Annotated in this window: 5 protein-coding genes; 2 read left to right on the plus strand and 3 right to left on the minus strand. The window is 58.6% G+C overall.

The annotated features are described in order from the left end of the window. Nucleotides 1–26: 26 nt before the first annotated feature. Nucleotides 27–737: a GntR family transcriptional regulator gene (locus C4J90_RS00630; RefSeq protein WP_124418963.1), complete on the minus strand. Its 711-nt coding sequence runs from the start codon at nucleotides 735–737 to the stop codon at nucleotides 27–29. A 252-nt stretch (nucleotides 738–989) separates the two neighbouring features. Between C4J90_RS00630 and lapG the strand changes: the two genes are divergently transcribed. Then, nucleotides 990–1,682 (plus strand): cysteine protease LapG, encoded by a 693-nt coding sequence (gene lapG / locus C4J90_RS00635; RefSeq protein WP_124360679.1) that lies wholly within the window; start codon nucleotides 990–992, stop codon nucleotides 1,680–1,682. 14 nt (nucleotides 1,683–1,696) lie between these two features. Then, nucleotides 1,697–3,643 carry a cyclic di-GMP receptor LapD gene (gene lapD, locus C4J90_RS00640; RefSeq protein WP_124413463.1) on the plus strand — a complete coding sequence of 649 codons (1,947 nt, stop codon included), beginning with the start codon at nucleotides 1,697–1,699 and terminating at the stop codon, nucleotides 3,641–3,643. 121 nt (nucleotides 3,644–3,764) lie between these two features. Here lapD and C4J90_RS00645 read toward each other — a convergent pair whose 3' ends face one another. Further along, entirely contained in the window at nucleotides 3,765–4,103 is a 339-nt protein-coding gene (locus C4J90_RS00645; protein ID WP_057725300.1) for a hypothetical protein, read from the minus strand. 152 nt (nucleotides 4,104–4,255) lie between these two features. Further along, entirely contained in the window at nucleotides 4,256–19,402 is a 15,147-nt protein-coding gene (locus C4J90_RS00650) for a retention module-containing protein (RefSeq protein WP_124418964.1), read from the minus strand. Nucleotides 19,403–19,431 lie beyond the last annotated feature (29 nt).

A 19,431-nucleotide genomic window follows, 5' to 3' on the forward strand; every position in this document is an offset into this window, starting at 1 on the left:
TCAGGCTCAAGAGAGGTACGAGCGCCTTATGACGTGGCTGTTCTATTCGCAGTTTCGAGGCTATTGAGGTATCTATTGATGACCTCCATGCCTCGCATCAAGTGATTACGCAATGTCAGGATGCTTTCATCGATTTTCTTCTGCACCACCAGGTTGAGCAGTTCGCGGTGATCCTCCTGTGACGTCTCGCCCAGTCCCATCGCCTCGAGGTTGAAGCGCAGAAACCGCTCCTCTTCATTCAGCCCATGTTCCACCAATTTGAGCAGGCGATGGTTAGGCGCCTTGCCATACAGGATCATGTGAAACAGGCGATTGAGGCGACCGATCTCGCTGTAGTCTTTCTCGCATTCCAGCGCAGTGATACAGGCCTCTGCCTTGGCGATGTCCGACTCCGTGAGCAATGGGATCGACAAGCGCAAGGCTTCGGACTCCAACAGCATGCGCAGGGCATAGGTCTCAGCCGAATTGTCCTCGATCAAGGGCGCAACCACAGCGCCTTTGTGGGTCACCACATGCAGCAGGGATTGTGCCTCCAACTGGCGCAAAGCTTCGCGCACCGGCATACGGCTGACGCCGAACAGGCTGGCGAGTTCTTGCTGGCGCATAGCAGTGCCACAAGGCAATCGACCATCGAGAATGGCGTTACGCAACGTTTCTTCAATAATGGCGCGGGCAAGATGAGCGGGAATAGGTCCGCTGACCTTGATACTGCTTAAAGGGTTCGGCTTCTGTGTCACGGTTACGCTACCCTCCTTTCTTGAGTAATAAAGTGTGTTTATTGGATCCAATGAACACTAGAGATGGGCCATGCACTTGTCAAACAGCCAGAGTTTCCGTTTGTAAGGGCCCACAGCGTGTATTTTGTACGTCCCACAGGAGGCGGTTATAAACTCGCTCCACCGATGAATGATCGCACTGTGCCATTGTTTTTTGTGAGACGAAGCTTCACCATCCCTTGAAATTCCGTCTCTCTTCATGGACTGAACGCCTTGGCGGTAAGTTTTATTCCCTATCGAGTTTTTTGCTGGCTCTTATCAGCGATCTTATTGGCCGGCCTGATGCTTGGCGGGCTGCATGCCGATTGGGATTTCTCGCAGATCAGCCGCAAGGCCAGCGCCTTGTACGGGCCGTTGGGCGAGGGCCAGCAACGTATTGACGCGTGGCAGCGGCTGCTGAGCACCGAAAAACAGGTCAGCGAGCAAGACCAGCTCAAGGTCGTCAACGTGTTCTTCAACAAACAAATGACCTACGTGGAAGACATCGATCTCTGGCGCGCGGTCGACTATTGGGAGACACCCATCGAAGCACTCTGGAAGGGCGCCGGTGACTGTGAAGACTACGCCATCGCCAAGTATTTCAGTTTGCGTCATCTGGGCGTGTCCAGCGATAAATTGCGCATTACCTACGTCAAGGCCTTGCGTCAGAATCGTGCGCACATGGTCCTGACCTACTATTCGACCCCCGACGCGATCCCGTTGGTGCTCGACAGCCTGATGGACGACATTCTGCCGGCAACCCGCCGTACCGATTTGATCCCGGTGTATTCATTCAACGCCGAGGGGCTGTACCTGCCCGGCGCCAAGGGCAACAAGAAAGTCGGCGATACCAAACGCTTGTCGCGCTGGCAGGATGTGTTGAGAAAAATGCGTGCGGAAGGCTTCCCAGCCGAGCCTGCCAACTAGGAGTAACTGATCGGATGTCTTTGTTCAAACAGCTGTTGATCGCAATCTGTCTGTTCCTGGTGGTCGCCTTCAGCGGCAGCTTCATGGTCAGCCTGGAAAGTTCGCGCACGCAATACGTCAACCAATTGCGCTCCCATGCGCAGGATGCCGCGACGGCACTGGCGTTGTCGCTGACTCCCAATATCGACGATCCGGCCATGGTCGAGTTGCTGGTCAGCTCGATCTTCGACAGCGGTTATTACGCCAGCATCCGTGTGGTGGACCTGGCCACGGACCAAACCATCGTCGAGCGCAGCGGCATACCCGACAACAATGGCGTGCCCCATTGGTTTGTAAAGTTGATCGGCCTGGAGCCGGCCGGTGGTGATGCGCTGGTGAACCGTGGTTGGGAGCAGGCGGCGCGAGTCGAGGTGGTCAGCCATCCGATGTTCGCCCTGGCCAAACTCTGGCAGAGCGCCCTGGGCAGCCTTGGCTGGTTGCTGCTGTGCGGTGCGGTCAGCGTGGTGCTCGGCGGGCTGTTGCTGCGCCGGCAACTGAAGCCGTTGGACTATATGGTCAAGCAGTCCCACGCGATCGCCCGTCGGGAATTCCTCAGCCTGCCTGACCTGCCGCGTACGCCGGAGTTGCGCCGGGTGGTGCAGGCCATGAACCAAATGGTGGAAAAGCTCAAAGCGCTGTTCCAGGAGCAGGCCGAGCGCAGCGAAAAGTTGCGCACTGAATCCTATCAGGACAACCTCACCGGCCTGGCCAACCGCCGCTATTTCGAGATGCAGCTCAACGCCCGCGTCAGCAACCCCGAAGAAACCAACTCCGGCTACTTGCTGGTGTTGCGCGTCAAGGACCTGGCCGGCCTGAACCAGCGCCTGGGCGGCCAGCGTACCGACCAGCTGCTGCAAGCGGTCGGCGAACAACTGCTGCGCCAGTGCGAGCCGTACCCGGAAACCCATAACCTCGTGACCCGTATTCGTGGCGGCGAATTCGCCGTGCTGGCGCCTGGGCTCACGCGTGAAGAAGCGCTGCAATTGGCGCAGAACCTTGAAAGCACGTTGCTCAGCCTGCAGGCCACCGGCGCCAGCGATGTTACGCCCGTGGCCTACATCGGCCTGGCACCGTTCAACCATGGCGATGCGCCGCAGGCGCTGCTGACCCTCGCCGACCAAGCTTTGGCTCAAGCCGAAGGGCAGGGTGACAGCACCTGGGCGTGCCTCGACCACAGTGCCGCCGCCAGCGTCGGTGACGATCACCATGCCTGGCACACACTGTTGGACCAGGCGCTGACCCAACAGCGTTTCGAGTTGTACTTCCAGCCGGTGGTGGCCAGCCAGGACCCGCAATTGGTCTTGCACTACAAAGTGCTGTCGCGCTTGCAGGACTTTGACGGCCATACCCTACCCGCCGGGCGTTTCCTGCCGTGGCTTGAGCGTTTCGGCTGGTCAGCCCGCCTGGACCGCATGATGCTGGAGCAGGTGCTCAAACAGATGAGCGGCCACAGCCACAACCTGGCGCTGAACCTCTCAGCCGCAACCTTGCAGGATCCTCAGGCACTGCAACGCATTTATGACCTGCTGCGCCAGCACAGCAACCTGGGCTCGCGCCTCACCCTGGAGATCGGTGAAGAGCAACTGCCGGAACAGCTTGTGTTGGAACAGATGACCCAGCGCCTGCGCGAGTTGGGCTTTTCCCTGAGCCTTCAGCGTTTCGGTGGGCGATTCAGCATGATCGGCAACCTGGCCCGCCTGGGCCTGGCCTACTTGAAAATCGACGGCAGCTACATCCGCGACATCGACCAGGAAAGCGACAAGCGCCTGTTTATCGAAGCCATCCAGCGCGCGGCCCACAGCATCGATCTGCCGTTGATTGCCGAACGTGTGGAGACCGAAGGTGAGCTGAAGGTGATTCGTGAAATGGGGATTTTTGGCGTGCAGGGCCAGCTGTTCGGCGAGCCCGCGCCCTGGAAATAACGCAGAACCCATGTGGGAGGGGGCTTGCTCCCGATAGCAGTCAATCAGTCAATATCTTCGGTGACTGACACACCACTATCGGGAGCAAGCCCCCTCCCACATTTCGGTGCGGCTTCAGGGCTCAGATAAGCCCTTTCTCATCATCATTGATCAACTGGCTCAACCCACCCAACGCTTCCCGCGCCTGGTTCCGGTCCATCAATTTGGCCTGAGCCGCAGGCGGCAGGTCGGTCACGCTGATGACGCCCTTGCGGGTGAGCACCTGGATCAAGTCGTCCAGTACCCGGATCATTTCCAGGTCACTCTGTTTGAGCTGGGCCAGGCTGGTTTCCACCACTTCGTTGGCGTACCAGGCCTGGATCTCATGGTGATCGGCCGGCAGCGTTTCGGTGGATTCGGCAAAGGCGGCGGCCTCTACGCGACTCAACGCGCCCTGCGCATCACGTTGCACGTAAAACATAAGAACCCCCTCGAAAAAAAGCCACACATCGTCAGCCGCATAGGGCGGTCGTGTGTTGATAAGCGCGAGTATGCGATGCAACCGGCCGCCAGGGCCAGCAACGTATCGCCCAAATAAATCGGCCGCCTCGAGGGCGGCCGATAAACCCAAGCTTAGGCGGTGTGATCGATCTTGATGGTCGGGTCGGCACCGCTGATCAGCGAGTTGATGTTGGTGTGGGACCAATCATTGCCTTCCAGCTTGATGGTCACATCCGCATTGGCCAGGCCACCGGCGGCGTTGAGCTTGCCTTCGCTGCTCACCTGCAGGGTCGACACGCCTTCTACCGTGGTGATCTTGAGGTAGTTATCGATGGTGCTGTCCGTCTCGCCCTTCAACAGATCACGCAGGTCAATTCGGTCACCTTCCGACGCCTTGAAGTCCTTGATCACATCGTTGCCGATGTCACCGGCCTTCCACACGAAGGTGTCGGCACCCGCACCGCCGATCAGGATGTCGTTGCCCTGACCGCCCATCAACGTGTCGTTGCCGGTACCGCCCAGCAAGATGTCATTGCCCTTGCCGCCGTCCAGCACGTCGTTGCCGCCTTGGCCGAACAGAATGTCATCGCCATTGCCGCCGAGCAGCGTGTCGTTGCCGTCCTTGGCGCCGGACACGTCGAAGTCCGCGTAATGCTCGGTGACGTACTGGTGCACGTTCGAGGTGGTAACTGCCGAGACAGCCACACCGGCTTTCTGTGCCACGAAAGCCTGCAGGGCGTTGTAACCCTCGCCGGTCACCCCGCTGAAGCTCACCAGGTCGCCAAAGAGGATGTCATTGCCGTCGCCACCGCTGATGCTGTCCGCACCCGGCAGAGTCGCCTCGGTATGGCCGAGGATGGCGTTGGCCAGGTCTTTCGGATCGATATTGGCCTGTGGTTTGCCATCGCTGTCGTAAGGCTTCAGGTCGCTTAAGCTGATGTCGCTGTTGATCCCGATCGCTTCCACCTGCGACAGCCCGCCCAGCAGCGCAAAGGCGCTCTTGGAATTAGCCAATGTTGCCGCGTCAGTGCTGTTGCCTCGGCCGTCAAGATTGGACAGCTCAAAGGTGCCGTCGCCCTGAGCGCGGACCAGGCCCAGATTGGCGGCCGTCCACCAGAAGCCGTTCCAGGTTTGCAATTGAGCGGCACCCGAGGTGTCGATGCTGAAGTAATGGGTGTTATCCAGGTACTTGCCGACCGAGGTGCCGGGGGTGTAGTTGGCCGTCGTCACCACGTCATCGAACTTGACGTTGCCGTACAGCGTCACGTTGGTCTGCTCGCCGCTCTGGTAGAACGTCGGCTGACCGTCGGTGATGAAGTACGTCAGGTTGGTTGCGCCGGTGTTTTTGCTCGCCAGGTCGCTCTGGAAGAAGTTGGCGGTGGTCTTGAACACGTCTTCGTAGTTGGTGCCGCCTTCCGACACCATCGAGTCCAGCACCACTTTGAGCTGGGCCAGCGCATTGGGGGCATTGAGGTTGATGGCAATCGACTTGTTCACCTGGCTATCGAAGTCGGCCAGGAAGATATTCACCGTGCCCGATGTGTTGGCGCCCAGGCTGTTTTTCAGCGAGTTGAACACCGTGGTCAATGAAGCCTTCGCCGCGTCGATCGATGCGGTGCTCATGCTGCCGGAACTGTCCACCATGAACGCGATGTTGTAGTTCTTGCCCTGCACCACGTTCAGACCGCCGATGTCGGCTACGACGATGTCGTTGCCATCGCTGCCGATAATCGAGTCGCTGCCCGACGTGCCGGTTACCGAGTTATACGCCGCCGGGAAGACCGTCACCGGCAATTGCGCGGTGGTGCTTGCCGAGCCGCCGATGCTTTCGGTCGACGTCGAGGTCACGGTCAGGTTGAACTGGCCGCTGTAATAGGTCGGCGGCTTGATGGTCAGGGTGCCCAGGTCCCAGCCGCTGACGTTGACTTCGCCCACGGTTTTCGTCGCGGTGAAGGTGTGTCCCGAAGCGTCGGTAAGCACCGAGCCTGCCGGAATGCCGCCGATCTTCACCGCCAGGGTTTCCGAACCATCGGTGTCGGTCAGCGCGGTGGTGATCTTGGACAGTTTGACGCTGCCGTTTTCCAGGCCTTCGTTGAGCTTATAACCCACGTAGTAACCGTCACCGTTGCTGCCATGCAGGTCGGACACGGTCACGCCGGCGCTGGTCAAGTCGGTGATGCCGGTGTACAGCGGGACGTTGCTGGTGCTCAAGTTCTGCGTCGCGCCGCCATTGATCGACAGGTTGACGTCAAAGCTGCCGGGGCCCGCCTGGTTGGCCTGATAGATCTCAAGGCTGTAGTAACCGCTGACCGCCGGCGTGAACGTGCCGCTGAACTTGCCGCTGTTAGTGCCCCACAGGCCGCTGGCCACGTCTTTACCGCCGACGTTGATCAGCAGGCTGTCATCGGCGACGCCGCTGAAGGTGTAGTTCTTACCGGCTTCCATATACATCAGGCCGGAGATTTTTCCGCCTGAACCGGGGGTGACGTCGGTGGTGGACTCGACATTGGTCACCACCGCCGTGCTGTTCGGCGTGCCGGCGCCATCGATGGCTTTTTTCAGCACGTCCGGTGCGGCGCCGTTGCCGTTGGTGCCAAGGCCGGGAAGGCTGTTCCAGCTCTGTTTGATCAGGCCGACCGAGTTGACGTTGTTGTCAGCCACACCCAGGGTTGGCGCGTCGGCCACTGGGGTGATATCGACTTTCACCGTGGCGCTGGTGCCCAGGTCCTTGCCGTCGGTGGGCTGGAACTTGAACTGTGCGTAATCGGCCTGCTTGTTACCGATGCCCGTGCCGCCATAACCGTCGGCGCCGGACTCGTTGGCGTTTGGCGTAAAGCGTAACTGGCCGCCATCGATCTGGGCTTTGGTAAAGGTCTGGCCGCTGGTCACGTTGGTCCAAGTGGTGCCGTCGGTTGCCAGGTATTGCAGTTTGCCGGCCACCGGCAGGTCGGTGATTTTCACGCCGAGGCTGGCTGATGGCGAGTCCACGTCGCTCACGCCGAAGTTTGCCCAGGTCAAAGCCAGCGCAGTGTCTTCCGTACCGGTCACGGCCCCGCCCGTTGCCACTGGCGCATCGTTGACCGCCACCACGTTGACTGTGGTGGTGGCGACGTTGGAGTAATTGCCGCCGTCGGTCACCGCCACGGTAATGGTGCGCGGCGTGGTGCTTGGGTCGTGGCTGGTGTTGGTGAACGTGATGTTCTGGATACGCTGCATGTAGTCAGCCAGCGTCGCGCTGCCCGACAACGTCAGAGTGATCGTACCCGTCTGATTGTTGGTGCTGACGCTGATGCCATTCACGCTGTTGCCCAGGTTCAAGGCATCACCGGCTTGTGCGTTGGTCAGGGTGACCGTTGCGCCCGTCAGCAGGGTGCTGTCCGGATCGGTGATCTTGATATCGGTGTCGGCAATCGACACACCCGGCCCGGTGGTGCCTTCGGTGAAGGTGGTCTTGAAGTCGTTGCCACTGGCACCGCTGGAGTTGTTGGCGTCCAGGTCGATAACCGGTGGCGCATCGTTGTCGAGGATGTCAGTGCTGACAGTGCCCTTGTCGATCACCAGGTTCTCGAAGTTACCGCCTGTGGCCTTGTCGATGGTGATGACGATTTTTTCGGTCGGCTCGGTGATTCGGTCATCAAGCGTGCGGATATCAAACGGCACGCTGCTGGCGCCGGCTGGGATCTTCACGGTGTACACACCATTGAAATCCGAACCATCGGTGGCCGTGCCGCTGTACTTGAGGGTGACGGTTACATCGGTTTGCGCCGGGTTGCTCAAGGCCAGGGTGTAGTGCGCCGTACCGCCCTCGGTCACCGAAGCGTCGCCGCTGATGCTGAGGGTGGTGTTGGTGACCACATCCGTGACTTTGGTGACCACGGTGCTGCCGTCGACCATCAAGTGCTCGTATTTGTCGCCGCCACTGACTACGGCACTGATTTTGGCAGTGACATCATTGGCGCCGACATACGCATCGTTCGGCGCGGTGGCGGTGGTGAAGCTGCTGGACTTGCCGTTGCCGATGGTAATGGTCGAGCCGTTATCCAGCTTCACCACCAGGTCGGAACCGACGTTGGCCACTGCCGCACCATTTTTGTCGACCAGCGACGCGGTGTAGACGATCTGCCCGCCCTCGCTGACTGAACCCGTGGCCTTGAGCACCACGGTTACATCGTCGATGGTGTCGTTGATCGTGGTGGTTGCGCCGTTGCCTGCGACTGCCAGTTTTTCGAAGTTGCCGCCAGTTGCGTCGGTGATCTTGACCGTTTGAGTGCTCTTGTCGATGAACACGTCATCGCTTGGCGCGGGCACAGTTACGGTGCCGACGGTCTCGCCAGCCTTGATCGTGATGCTCGAACCGTTGTCCAACTTCAGGGTGACGTCGCTGCCGGCCTTGTTGCTCAAGGTGGCGGTGTAGGTGATCTGGCCACCCTCGTTGACGGCGCTTGGCGCGGTCAGCGTGACGCTGGTGAGGTCGGTACTGCCTGGGGTATCCGTGACGGTCGTGTTAACCGCTGTGGTACCCGGCACCAGGTTTTCAAAGTGCTCGCCACCGGTCACGCCTTTAATGGCGGTGGTGACGGTTTGATCGCCTTTGTAGACATCGTTCGGTGCCACGCTGGTAACCGTACCGCTGGATTGGTTCACGCCGATGGTGATGGTTTTGCCGTTGTCCAGAGTGACGGTTAGCGGATTGGTGGTGTTGTTCACCAGCGCGCCGTTTTTATCCACAAGGGTAGCGGTGTAGACGATATTGCCACCTTCGCCGACGGTAGGAGTGGCGGTCAGAACCACGTCGACCTTGTCTATGGTGTCGTTGATCGTGGTGGTTGCGCCGTTGCCTGCGACTGCCAGTTTTTCGAAGTTGCCGCCAGTTGCGTCGGTGATCTTGACCGTTTGAGTGCTCTTGTCGATGAACACGTCATCGGTCGGAGCAGGCACAGTTACAGTGCCGACGGTATCGCCAGCCTTGATGGTGATGCTCGAGCCGTTATCCAACTTCAGGATGACGTCGCTGCCTGCTTTGTTGGAAAGCGTGGCGGTGTAGGTGATCTGGCCACCTTCGTTGACTGCGGTTGGCGCTGTCAGGGTGACGGTAGTGGTATCAGCAGTGCCCGGAGTATCCGTGACGGTGGTATTCACTGCGGTGGTGCCTGGCACCAGATTTTCGAAATGTTCGCCACCGGTCACGCCTTTGATAGCAGTGGTGACGGTTTGATCGCCTTTATAGACGTCGTTTGGTGCCACGCTGGTAACCGTGCCGCTGGATTGGTTCACACCGATGGTGATGGTTTTGCCGTTATCCAGAGTGACAGTCAGCGGGTTGGTGATGTTGGTCACCGGCGCGCCGTTCTTATCCACAAGGCTGGCGGTGTAGACGATATTGCCGCCCTCGCCAACGGTAGGAGTGGCGGTCAGAACCACATCGACCTTGTCGATGGTGTCGTTGATCGTGGTGGTTGCACCGTTACCTGCGACTGCCAGTTTTTCGAAGTTGCCGCCCGTGGCGTCACTGATCTTGACGGTCTGGGTGCTCTTATCGATAAACACATCATCGGTCGGAGCAGGCACAGTCACGGTGCCGACAGTGTCGCCAGCCTTAACAGTGATCGACGAGCCGTTATCCAACTTCAGGGTGACGTCACTGCCGGCCTTGTTGCTCAAGGTCGCGGTGTAGGTGATCTGCCCACCTTCGTTGACGGCACTTGGCGCGGTCAAAGTGACGGTAGTGGCATCCGCTGTAGCTGGTGTGTCGGTGACAGTGGTGTTAACCGCTGTAGTACCAGGCACCAAGTTTTCGAAATGCTCGCCACCGGTAACGCCTTTGATGGCGGTCGTGACGGTCTGGTCGCCCTTGTAAACGTCATCCGGTGCAACAACCGAAACAGAACCGCTCGACTGGTTCACACCAATGGTGATGCTCTGGCCGTTATCCAGGGTGACGGTCAGCGGATTGGTGATGTTATTCACCGGCGTGCCGTTTTTATCCACAAGGCTGGCGGTGTAGACGATGCTGCCGCCTTCGCCAACGGTAGGAGTCGCGGTCAGAACTACATCGACCTTGTCGATGGTGTCGTTGATGGTGGTGGTTGCGCCGTTGCCTGCGACTTCCAGTTTCTCAAAGTTGCCACCAGTCGCGTCGGTGATCTTGACGGTCTGGGTGCTCTTGTCGATGAACACGTCATCGGTCGGTGCTGGCACAGTCACAGTGCCGACGGTATCGCCGGCTTTGATGGTGATGCTCGAGCCGTTGTCGAGTTTCAAAGTTACGTCACTACCGGCCTTGTTGCTCAGGGTCGCGGTATACGTAATCTGCCCCCCCTCATTGACGGCGCTTGGCGCGGTCAGCGTTACGGTAGTGGCATCTGCTGTACTTGGTGTATCAGTGACGGTGGTATTGACCGCCGTGGTGCCTGGCACCAGGTTTTCGAAGTGCTCGCCACCGGTCACGCCTTTGATGGCGGTGGTGACGGTTTGGTCGCCTTTGTAGACGTCGTTTGGCGCAACGGTGGTGACCGTGCCGCTGGATTGATTTACACCGATGGTGATGTTCTGGCCGTTGTCCAGAGTGACGGTCAGCGGATTTGTGATGTTAGTAACCGCATTACCCGACTTGTCGACGAGCGAAGCGGTGTAGACGATGTTGCCGCCTTCGCCAACGGTGGTGGTCGCGGTCAGAACCACATCGACCTTGTCGATGGTGTCGTTGATCGTGGTGGTTGCACTGTTACCTGCAACTTCCAGTTTTTCGAAGTTGCCGCCGGAAGCGTCGGTGATTTTGACGGTTTGAGTGCTCTTGTCGATGAACACGTCATCAGTCGGTGCTGGCACGGTCACGGTGCCGACGGTGTCGCCAGCCTTAACAGTGATCGACGAGCCGTTATCCAACTTCAGGGTGACGTCACTGCCGGCCTTGTTGCTCAAGGTCGCGGTATACGTAATCTGCCCACCTTCGTTAACCGCACTTGGCGCGGTCAGCGTAACGGTGGTGGTGTTATCGGTGCCAGGGGTATCAGTCACAGTCGTATTGACCGGTGTGGTACCAGGAACCAAATTCTCGAAGTGCTCGCCACCAGTGACAGTTTGAATAGCAGTGGTGACGGTCTGGTCGCCCTTGTACACGTCATCGGGAGCTACAACCGAAACGCTACCGCTCGATTGTTTCACACCGATAGTAATGCTCTGGCCATTATCCAAGGTCACGGTCAGTGGATTGGTGATGTTAGTCACCGGCGCGCCGTTCTTATCCACAAGGCTGGCGGTGTAGACTATATTGCCGCCTTCGCCGACGGTGGTGGTGGCGGTCAGAACAACATCGACCTTGTCGATGGTGTCGTTGATTGAGGTGGTTGCACCGTTACCCGCAACTTCCAGTTTTTCGAAATTGCCGCCAGTGGCGTCGGTGATCTGAACGGTCTGAGTGCTCTTGTCGATAAACACATCATCGGTAGGCGCAGGTACGGTCACGGTGCCGACGGTATCGCCCGCTTTGATCGTGATTGATGAACCGTTATCCAGCTTCAGAGTGACGTCAGTACCGGCCTTGTTGCTCAACGTCGCGGTGTAGGTGATTTGACCACCTTCACTAACGGCGCTTGGTGCAGTCAGCGTAACGGTCGTGGTGTTATCGGTACCCGGCGTATCGGTAACGGTCGTGTTGACCGGAGCAGTACCTGGCACCAAATTCTCGAAGTGCTCGCCTCCGGTCACGCCCTTGATGGCGGTGGTGACGGTTTGATCACCTTTGTAGACGTCATCCGGCGCAACAACCGAAACGCTGCCGCTCGATTGGTTTACACCAATGGTGATGCTCTGGCCGTTATCCAGGGTGACAGTCAGCGGGTTGGTGATGTTAGTCACCGGCGCACCGTTCTTATCCACAAGGCTGGCGGTGTAGACGATATTGCCGCCTTCGCCGACGGTGGTGGTAGCGGTCAGAACAACGTCGACTTTGTCGATAGTGTCGTTGATCGTAGTGGTCGCACCGTTACCCGCAACTTCCAGCTTCTCGAAGTTGCCACCAGTCGCGTCAGTGATCTTGACCGTTTGAGTGCTCTTATCGATGAACACATCATCGGTTGGCGCAGGGACGGTCACGGTGCCGACGGTATCGCCCGCTTTGATCGTGATTGATGAACCGTTATCCAGCTTCAGTGTGACGTCAGTACCGGCCTTGTTGCTCAACGTCGCGGTGTAGGTGATTTGACCACCTTCACTAACGGCGCTTGGTGCAGTCAGCGTAACGGTCGTGGTGTTATCGGTACCCGGCGTATCGGTAACGGTCGTGTTGACCGGAGCAGTACCTGGCACCAAATTCTCGAAGTGCTCGCCTCCGGTTACGCCCTTGATGGCGGTGGTGACGGTTTGATCGCCTTTGTAGACGTCATCCGGCGCAACAACCGAAACGCTACCGCTCGATTGGTTTACATCAATGGTGATGCTCTGGCCGTTATCCAGGGTGACAGTCAGCGGGTTGGTGATGTTAGTCACCGGCGCGCCGTTCTTATCCACAAGGCTGGCGGTGTAGACGATGTTGCCGCCTTCGCCAACGGTAGGAGTGGCGGTCAGAACCACATCGACCTTATCGATGGTGTCGTTGATTGTGGTGGTCGCACCATTACCCGCAACTTCCAGTTTCTCAAAGTTGCCGCCAGAAGCGTCGGTGATTTTGACGGTCTGGGTGCTCTTGTCGACGAACACGTCATCGCTTGGCGCTGGCACAGTCACGGTGCCGACGGTGTCGCCAGCCTTAACAATGATCGAGGAGCCGTTATCCAACTTCAGGGTGACGTCACTGCCCGCTTTATTAGAGAGCGTCGCGGTGTACGTAATTTGGCCACCTTCGTTCGCTTCAGCCGGAGCCGTCAGCGTCACTGTGGTGGCGTTGTCAGTGCCGGGAGTATCAGTAACGGTGGTATTGACCGGCGTGGTGCCCGGCACTAGGTTTTCGAAGTGCTCACCGCCAGTGACAGTCTGAATGGCAGTGGTGACGGTCTGGTCGCCTTTGTAAACATCATCCGGTACCACGGCGGTGACCGTGCCGCTCGATTGGTTTACCCCGATGGTGATGCTCTGGCCATTATCCAAAGTGACGGTCAGCGGGTTGGTGATGTTGGTCACCGGCGTACCGTTCTTATCCACAAGGCTGGCGGTGTAGACGATGTTGCCGCCTTCGCCAACGGTAGGAGTGGCGGTCAGAACTACATCGACCTTGTCGATGGTGTCGTTGATTGTGGTGGTCGCACCATTACCCGCAACTTCCAGTTTCTCGAAGTTGCCGCCAGAAGCGTCGGTGATTTTGACGGTCTGAGTGCTCTTATCGATAAACACGTCATCAGTCGGAGCAGGCACAGTTACAGTGCCGACGGTATCGCCGGCCTTGATGGTGATGCTCGAACCGTTGTCCAACTTCAGCGTAACGTCACTGCCGGCTTTGTTGGAAAGCGTGGCGGTGTAGGTGATTTGACCACCTTCATTGACGGCGCTTGGTGCGGTCAGCGTAACGGTGGTGGTGTTATCGGTACCCGGCGTATCGGTAACGGTCGTGTTGACCGGAGCAGTACCCGGCACCAAGTTCTCGAAATGCTCGCCACCGGTCACGCCATTGATAGCGGCGGTGACGGTTTGATCGCCTTTGTAGACATCATCCGGCGCAACAACCGAAACAGAACCACTCGACTGGTTCACACCAATGGTGATGCTCTGCCCGTTATCCAGGGTGACGGTCAGCGGATTGGTGATGTTGCTCACCGGCGTGCCGTTTTTATCCACAAGGCTGGCGGTGTAGACGATGTTGCCACCTTCGCCGACGGTAGGAGTGGCGGTCAGAACTACGTCGACCTTGTCGATGGTGTCGTTGATCGTGGTGGTTGCGCCGTTGCCCGCAACTTCCAGTTTTTCGAAGTTGCCACCAGTAGTCTCGGTGATCTGAACAGTCTGGGTGCTCTTATCGATAAACACGTCATCGGTCGGAGCAGGAACAGTCACGGTGCCAACGGTATCGCCGGCTTTGATGGTGATCGAAGAGCCGTTGTCCAGCTTCAGAGTGACGTCACTGCCGGCCTTGTTGCTCAAGGTCGCGGTGTAGGTGATCTGTCCACCTTCGTTAGCTGCACTTGGCGCAGTCAGGGTTACGGTGGTGGCGTTATCAGTGCCTGGGGTGTCAGTCACAGTTGTAGTGACTTTGTCGGTGCCCGGCACTAGGTTTTCGAAATGCTCGCCACCGGTCACGCCATTGATAGCGGCGGTGACGGTCTGGTCGCCCTTGTACACATCATCCGGCGCAACAACCGAAACAGAACCGCTCGATTGGTTTACCCCAATGGTGATGCTCTGACCGTTATCCAGGGTGACGGTCAGCGGGTTGGTGATGTTGGTCACCGGCGTACCGTTCTTATCCACAAGGCTGGCGGTGTAGACGATGTTGCCGCCTTCGCCAACGGTAGGAGTGGCGGTCAGAACTACATCGACCTTGTCGATGGTGTCGTTGATTGTGGTGGTCGCACCATTACCCGCAACTTCCAGTTTCTCGAAGTTGCCGCCAGAAGCGTCGGTGATTTTGACGGTCTGAGTGCTCTTATCGATAAACACGTCATCAGTCGGAGCAGGCACGGTCACCGTGCCAACGGTGTCGCCAGCCTTGATGGTGATGCTCGAACCGTTGTCCAACTTCAGGGTGACGTCGCTGCCTGCTTTGTTGGAAAGCGTGGCGGTGTATGTGACCTGGCCACCTTCGTTGACTGCGGTTGGCGCGGTCAGCGTGACGGTAGTGGTGTTGTCGGTACCCGGTGTATCGGTAACAGTGGTGTTAACCGGAGTAGTACCTGGCACCAGGTTTTCGAAATGCTCGCTCCCGGTCACGCCTTTGATAGCAGCGGTGACGGTCTGGTCGCCCTTGTACACATCATCCGGAGCCACAACCGAAACAGAACCACTCGATTGGTTTACACCGATGGTGATGCTCTGGCCGTTATCCAAGGTGACGGTCAGCGGGTTCGTGATGTTGTTCACCGGCGCGCCATTCTTATCCACAAGGCTGGCGGTGTAGACGATGCTGCCGCCTTCGCCAACGGTGGTGGTGGCGGTCAGGACGACGTCAACTTTGTCGATGGTGTCGTTGATCGTGGTGGTCGCACCGTTGCCTGCAACTTCCAGCTTCTCGAAATTACCGCCAGTGGTCTCGGTGATCTGAACGGTCTGGGTGCTCTTGTCGATGAACACGTCATCGGTCGGAGCAGGCACGGTCACCGTGCCAACGGTGTCGCCAGCCTTGATGGTGATGCTCGAACCGTTGTCCAACTTCAGCGTAACGTCGCTGCCTGCTTTGTTGGAAAGCGTGGCGGTGTAGGTGATTTGACCACCTTCACTAACGGCGCTTGGTGCAGTCAACGTAACGGTCGTGGTGTTATCGGTACCCGGCGTATCGGTTACGGTCGTGTTGACCGGAGCAGTACCCGGCACGAGGTTTTCGAAATGCTCGCCACCGGTCACGCCCTTGATAGCGGCCGTGACGGTCTGGTCGCCCTTGTACACGTCATCCGGTGCAACAACCGAAACAGAACCGCTCGACTGATTCACACCAATGGTGATGCTCTGGCCGTTATCCAACGTCACGGTCAGCGGGTTCGTGATGTTGTTCACCGGCGCGCCATTCTTATCCACAAGGCTGGCGGTGTAGACGATATTGCCGCCTTCGCCGACGGTAGGAGTGGCGGTCAGGACGACGTCAACTTTGTCGATGGTGTCGTTGATTGTGGTGGTTGCGCCATTGCCTGCGACTTCTAGTTTTTCGAAGTTACCGCCGGAAGCGTCGGTGATCTGAACGGTCTGAGTGCTCTTGTCGATGAACACGTCATCGGTAGGTGCAGGCACAGTTACAGTGCCGACGGTATCGCCGGCCTTGATGGTGATGCTCGAACCGTTGTCCAGCTTCAGCGTGACGTCACTTCCCGCTTTATTGGAAAGTGTCGCGGTGTATGTAATCTGACCACCTTCGTTAACTGCACTTGGCGCGGTCAGCGTAACGGTGGTGGTGTTATCGGTACCCGGCGTATCGGTTACGGTCGTGTTGACCGGAGCGGTACCCGGCACCAAGTTTTCGAAATGCTCGCCACCGGTCACGTCCTTGATAGCGGCCGTGACGGTTTGGTCGCCCTTATACACGTCGTCTGGAGCTACAACCGAAACAGAACCGCTCGATTGGTTCACACCAATGGTGATGCTCTGCCCGTTATTCAGGGTGACGGTCAGCGGATTGGTGATGTTAGTCACCAGCGCGCCGTTCTTATCCACAAGGCTGGCGGTGTAAACGATGTTGCCGCCTTCGCCAACGGTAGTCGTAGCGGTCAGAACTACATCGACCTTGTCGATGGTGTCGTTGATTGTCGCCGTCGCACCGTTACCCGCAACTTCCAATTTTTCGAAGTTGCCACCAGTAGTCTCGGTGATCTGAACAGTCTGGGTGCTCTTATCGATAAAGACGTCATCGGTAGGTGCAGGCACCGTCACAGTGCCAACGGTATCGCCGGCTTTGATGGTGATGCTCGAACCGTTGTCCAACTTCAGCGTGACGTCGCTGCCCGCTTTATTAGAAAGCGTAGCGGTGTAGGTGATCTGACCACCTTCGTTCGCCTCGGCCGGAGCTGTCAGCGTGACGGTCGTGGTGTCGATGGAGTCGGTAATGGTGGTAACCGCTGGCGTCGTACTAGGCACCAGGTTTTCAAAGTTGCCGCCGGTTGCGCCAGTAATGGTGGTGCTGATGGTGCTGCCGTTGACGTAGACATCGTTGGCCGGGGTATCGACTACAACGGTGCCCACGGACTCGCCGGCCTTGATGGTGATCACCGAGCCATTGCTCAAGGTGACGTTCACCGGCGTCTGCGCCGGGTTGGTCAAGGTCGCGGTGTAAGTAATCTGGCCGCCTTCGGTCACAGCCGTGTCGGCTGTCAGCGTAACGGCGGTGGTATCGACCGAATCAGTGATGGTCGTAACGGCGGGCGTCGTACCCGGCACCAGGTTTTCAAAGTTGCCGCCGGTGGCACCCGTGATGGTGGTGCTGACGGTCGAACCGTTAACGTAGACATCGTTTGCCGGGGTATCGACTACAACGGTGCCCGTCGATTCACCGGCTTTAATGGTAATCACCGAGCCATTGCTCAAGGTGACGTTCACCGGCGTCTGCGCAGGGTTGGTCAGGGTAGCGGTGTAGGTGATCTGACCGCCTTCGGTCACAGTCGAACCGGCCGTCAGCGTGACAGTGGTGCTATCAACCGAGTCAGTAATCGTAGTGACCGCAGGCGTGGTGCTCGGCACCAGGTTTTCAAAGTTGCCGCCGGTTGCACTGGTAATAGTGGTGCTGACAGTCGACCCATTAACGTAGACGTCGTTGGCCGGGGTATCGACTACAACGGTGCCCGTCGACTCGCCGGCTTTGATGGTAATCACCGAGCCATTGCTCAGGGTCACGTTCACCGGCGTCTGCGCAGGGTTGGTCAAGGTCGCGGTGTAAGTGATCTGGCCGCCTTCGGTCACGCTCGTGTTGGCTGTCAGCGTAACGGCGGTGGCGTCGACCGAATCAGTGATGGTCGTAACGGCGGGCGTCGTACTCGGCACCAGGTTTTCAAAGTTGCCGCCGGTCGCGCCCGTAATCGTGGTGCTGACGGTCGACCCATTAACGTAGACATCGTTTGCCGGGGTATCGACTACAACGGTGCCCGTCGATTCACCGGCTTTAATGGTAATCACCGAACCATTGTTCAAGGTGACGTTCACCGGCGTCTCCGCAGGGTTGGTCAGGGTAGCGGTGTAAGTGATCTGGCCACCTTCGGTCACCGTCGAACCCGCCGTCAGCGTGACGGTGGTGGTATCGACCGAATCAGTGATGGTCGTAACGGCAGGCGTTGTGCTCGGCACCAGGTTTTCAAAGTTGCCGCCCGTAGCACCGGTAATCGTGGTGCTGACAGTCGACCCATTAACGTAGACATCGTTGGCCGGGGTATCGACTACAACGGTTCCCACGGACTCGCCGGCCTTGATAGTAATCACCGAGCCATTGCTCAATGTAACGCTTACCGGCGTCTGAGCCGGGTTGGTCAGGGTAGCGGTGTAGGTGATCTGGCCACCTTCGGTCACAGTCGAACCGGCCGTCAGCGTGACAGTGGTGCTATCAACCGAATCGGTAATCGTAGTGACCGCAGGCGTGGTGCTCGGCACCAGGTTTTCAAAGTTGCCGCCGGTTGCGCCGGTAATAGTGGTGCTGACAGTCGACCCATTAACGTAGACATCGTTGGCCGGAGTATCGACCACGACCGTACCCGTCGACTCGCCGGCTTTGATAGTGATCACCGAGCCATTGCTCAAAGTGACAGTCACCGGCGTCTGTGCCGGGTTGGTCAAGGTCGCGGTGTAAGTGATCTGCCCGCCTTCGGTCACGCTAGAACCGGCCGTCAAGGTCACGGTGGTGGTGTCGAGGGTATCGGTAATCTGTGTCACGGCCGGGTTAGGGTCGAGGGTCAGCACCAGGTTGTTACCGCCGGTGGTGCCGGTGACGTTGACGCTGATCTGGCTGGCGTCGATGTACGGGCTGTCATTAGGTGCCAGGGGCACGTTGACGGTGCCGGTCAGTTGGCCGGACGGGATGGTAATCACCGCGCCGTTGGACAGGGTGACAGTCAGGTCGCTGGTGCCGGGCTGGGTCACGGTGGCGGTGTAGGTCAGCACGCCTCCGGCTTCGGTGATGCTAGGCGTGGCGCTCAGGCTCAGGGTCGCAGGCTGCAGCGCCAGGCTGCCGTTGCCGGTAGAAGCCTGGGCACCCGTAAAGGTGTTCAGGGTTGACGTGCCCTGGCCGATAGGGGCGGTGGGAAAACCGATGGTCGGATCGACACGGCCGGCGGTCGCTTCCAGCACCACAAAGCTGTGGCCCCCGCCTGCGGCGCCGTTACCGGCAGCGGTTGCGCCTGCTGCCGTGGCTTCGAGGTCGGTGGTCGGGTCGGCGCCGGCGGCGATGGCTTGTTGCAGTTCGGCTATTGATGGCGCGGCCTGTTCGGTGGCGGCGGCCAAGTCGGCAGTGGAGTCCGGCATGTCGGCGCTCCACTGGGTATCGCGGCCCAGGTCCAGTGTGCGCCCATCAGCCAGTTCCAGGCTCACCGCGCCCGACAGGCCCGTGTCAATCTGGTCGCCCGCGAACAGGCGATCACCCTCAACCAGAACACGGCGCGTTCCTTCCGGAGAAATAACGAACACTTGACCAACAATGCTTTTGACGATGGCAACAACATTGCTCATTAAATATTTCTCCGGCGATCCGTTTCTGA

The organism is Pseudomonas sp. R2-60-08W, from assembly GCF_003852335.1.
In the GTDB taxonomy this organism is placed as follows: domain Bacteria; phylum Pseudomonadota; class Gammaproteobacteria; order Pseudomonadales; family Pseudomonadaceae; genus Aquipseudomonas.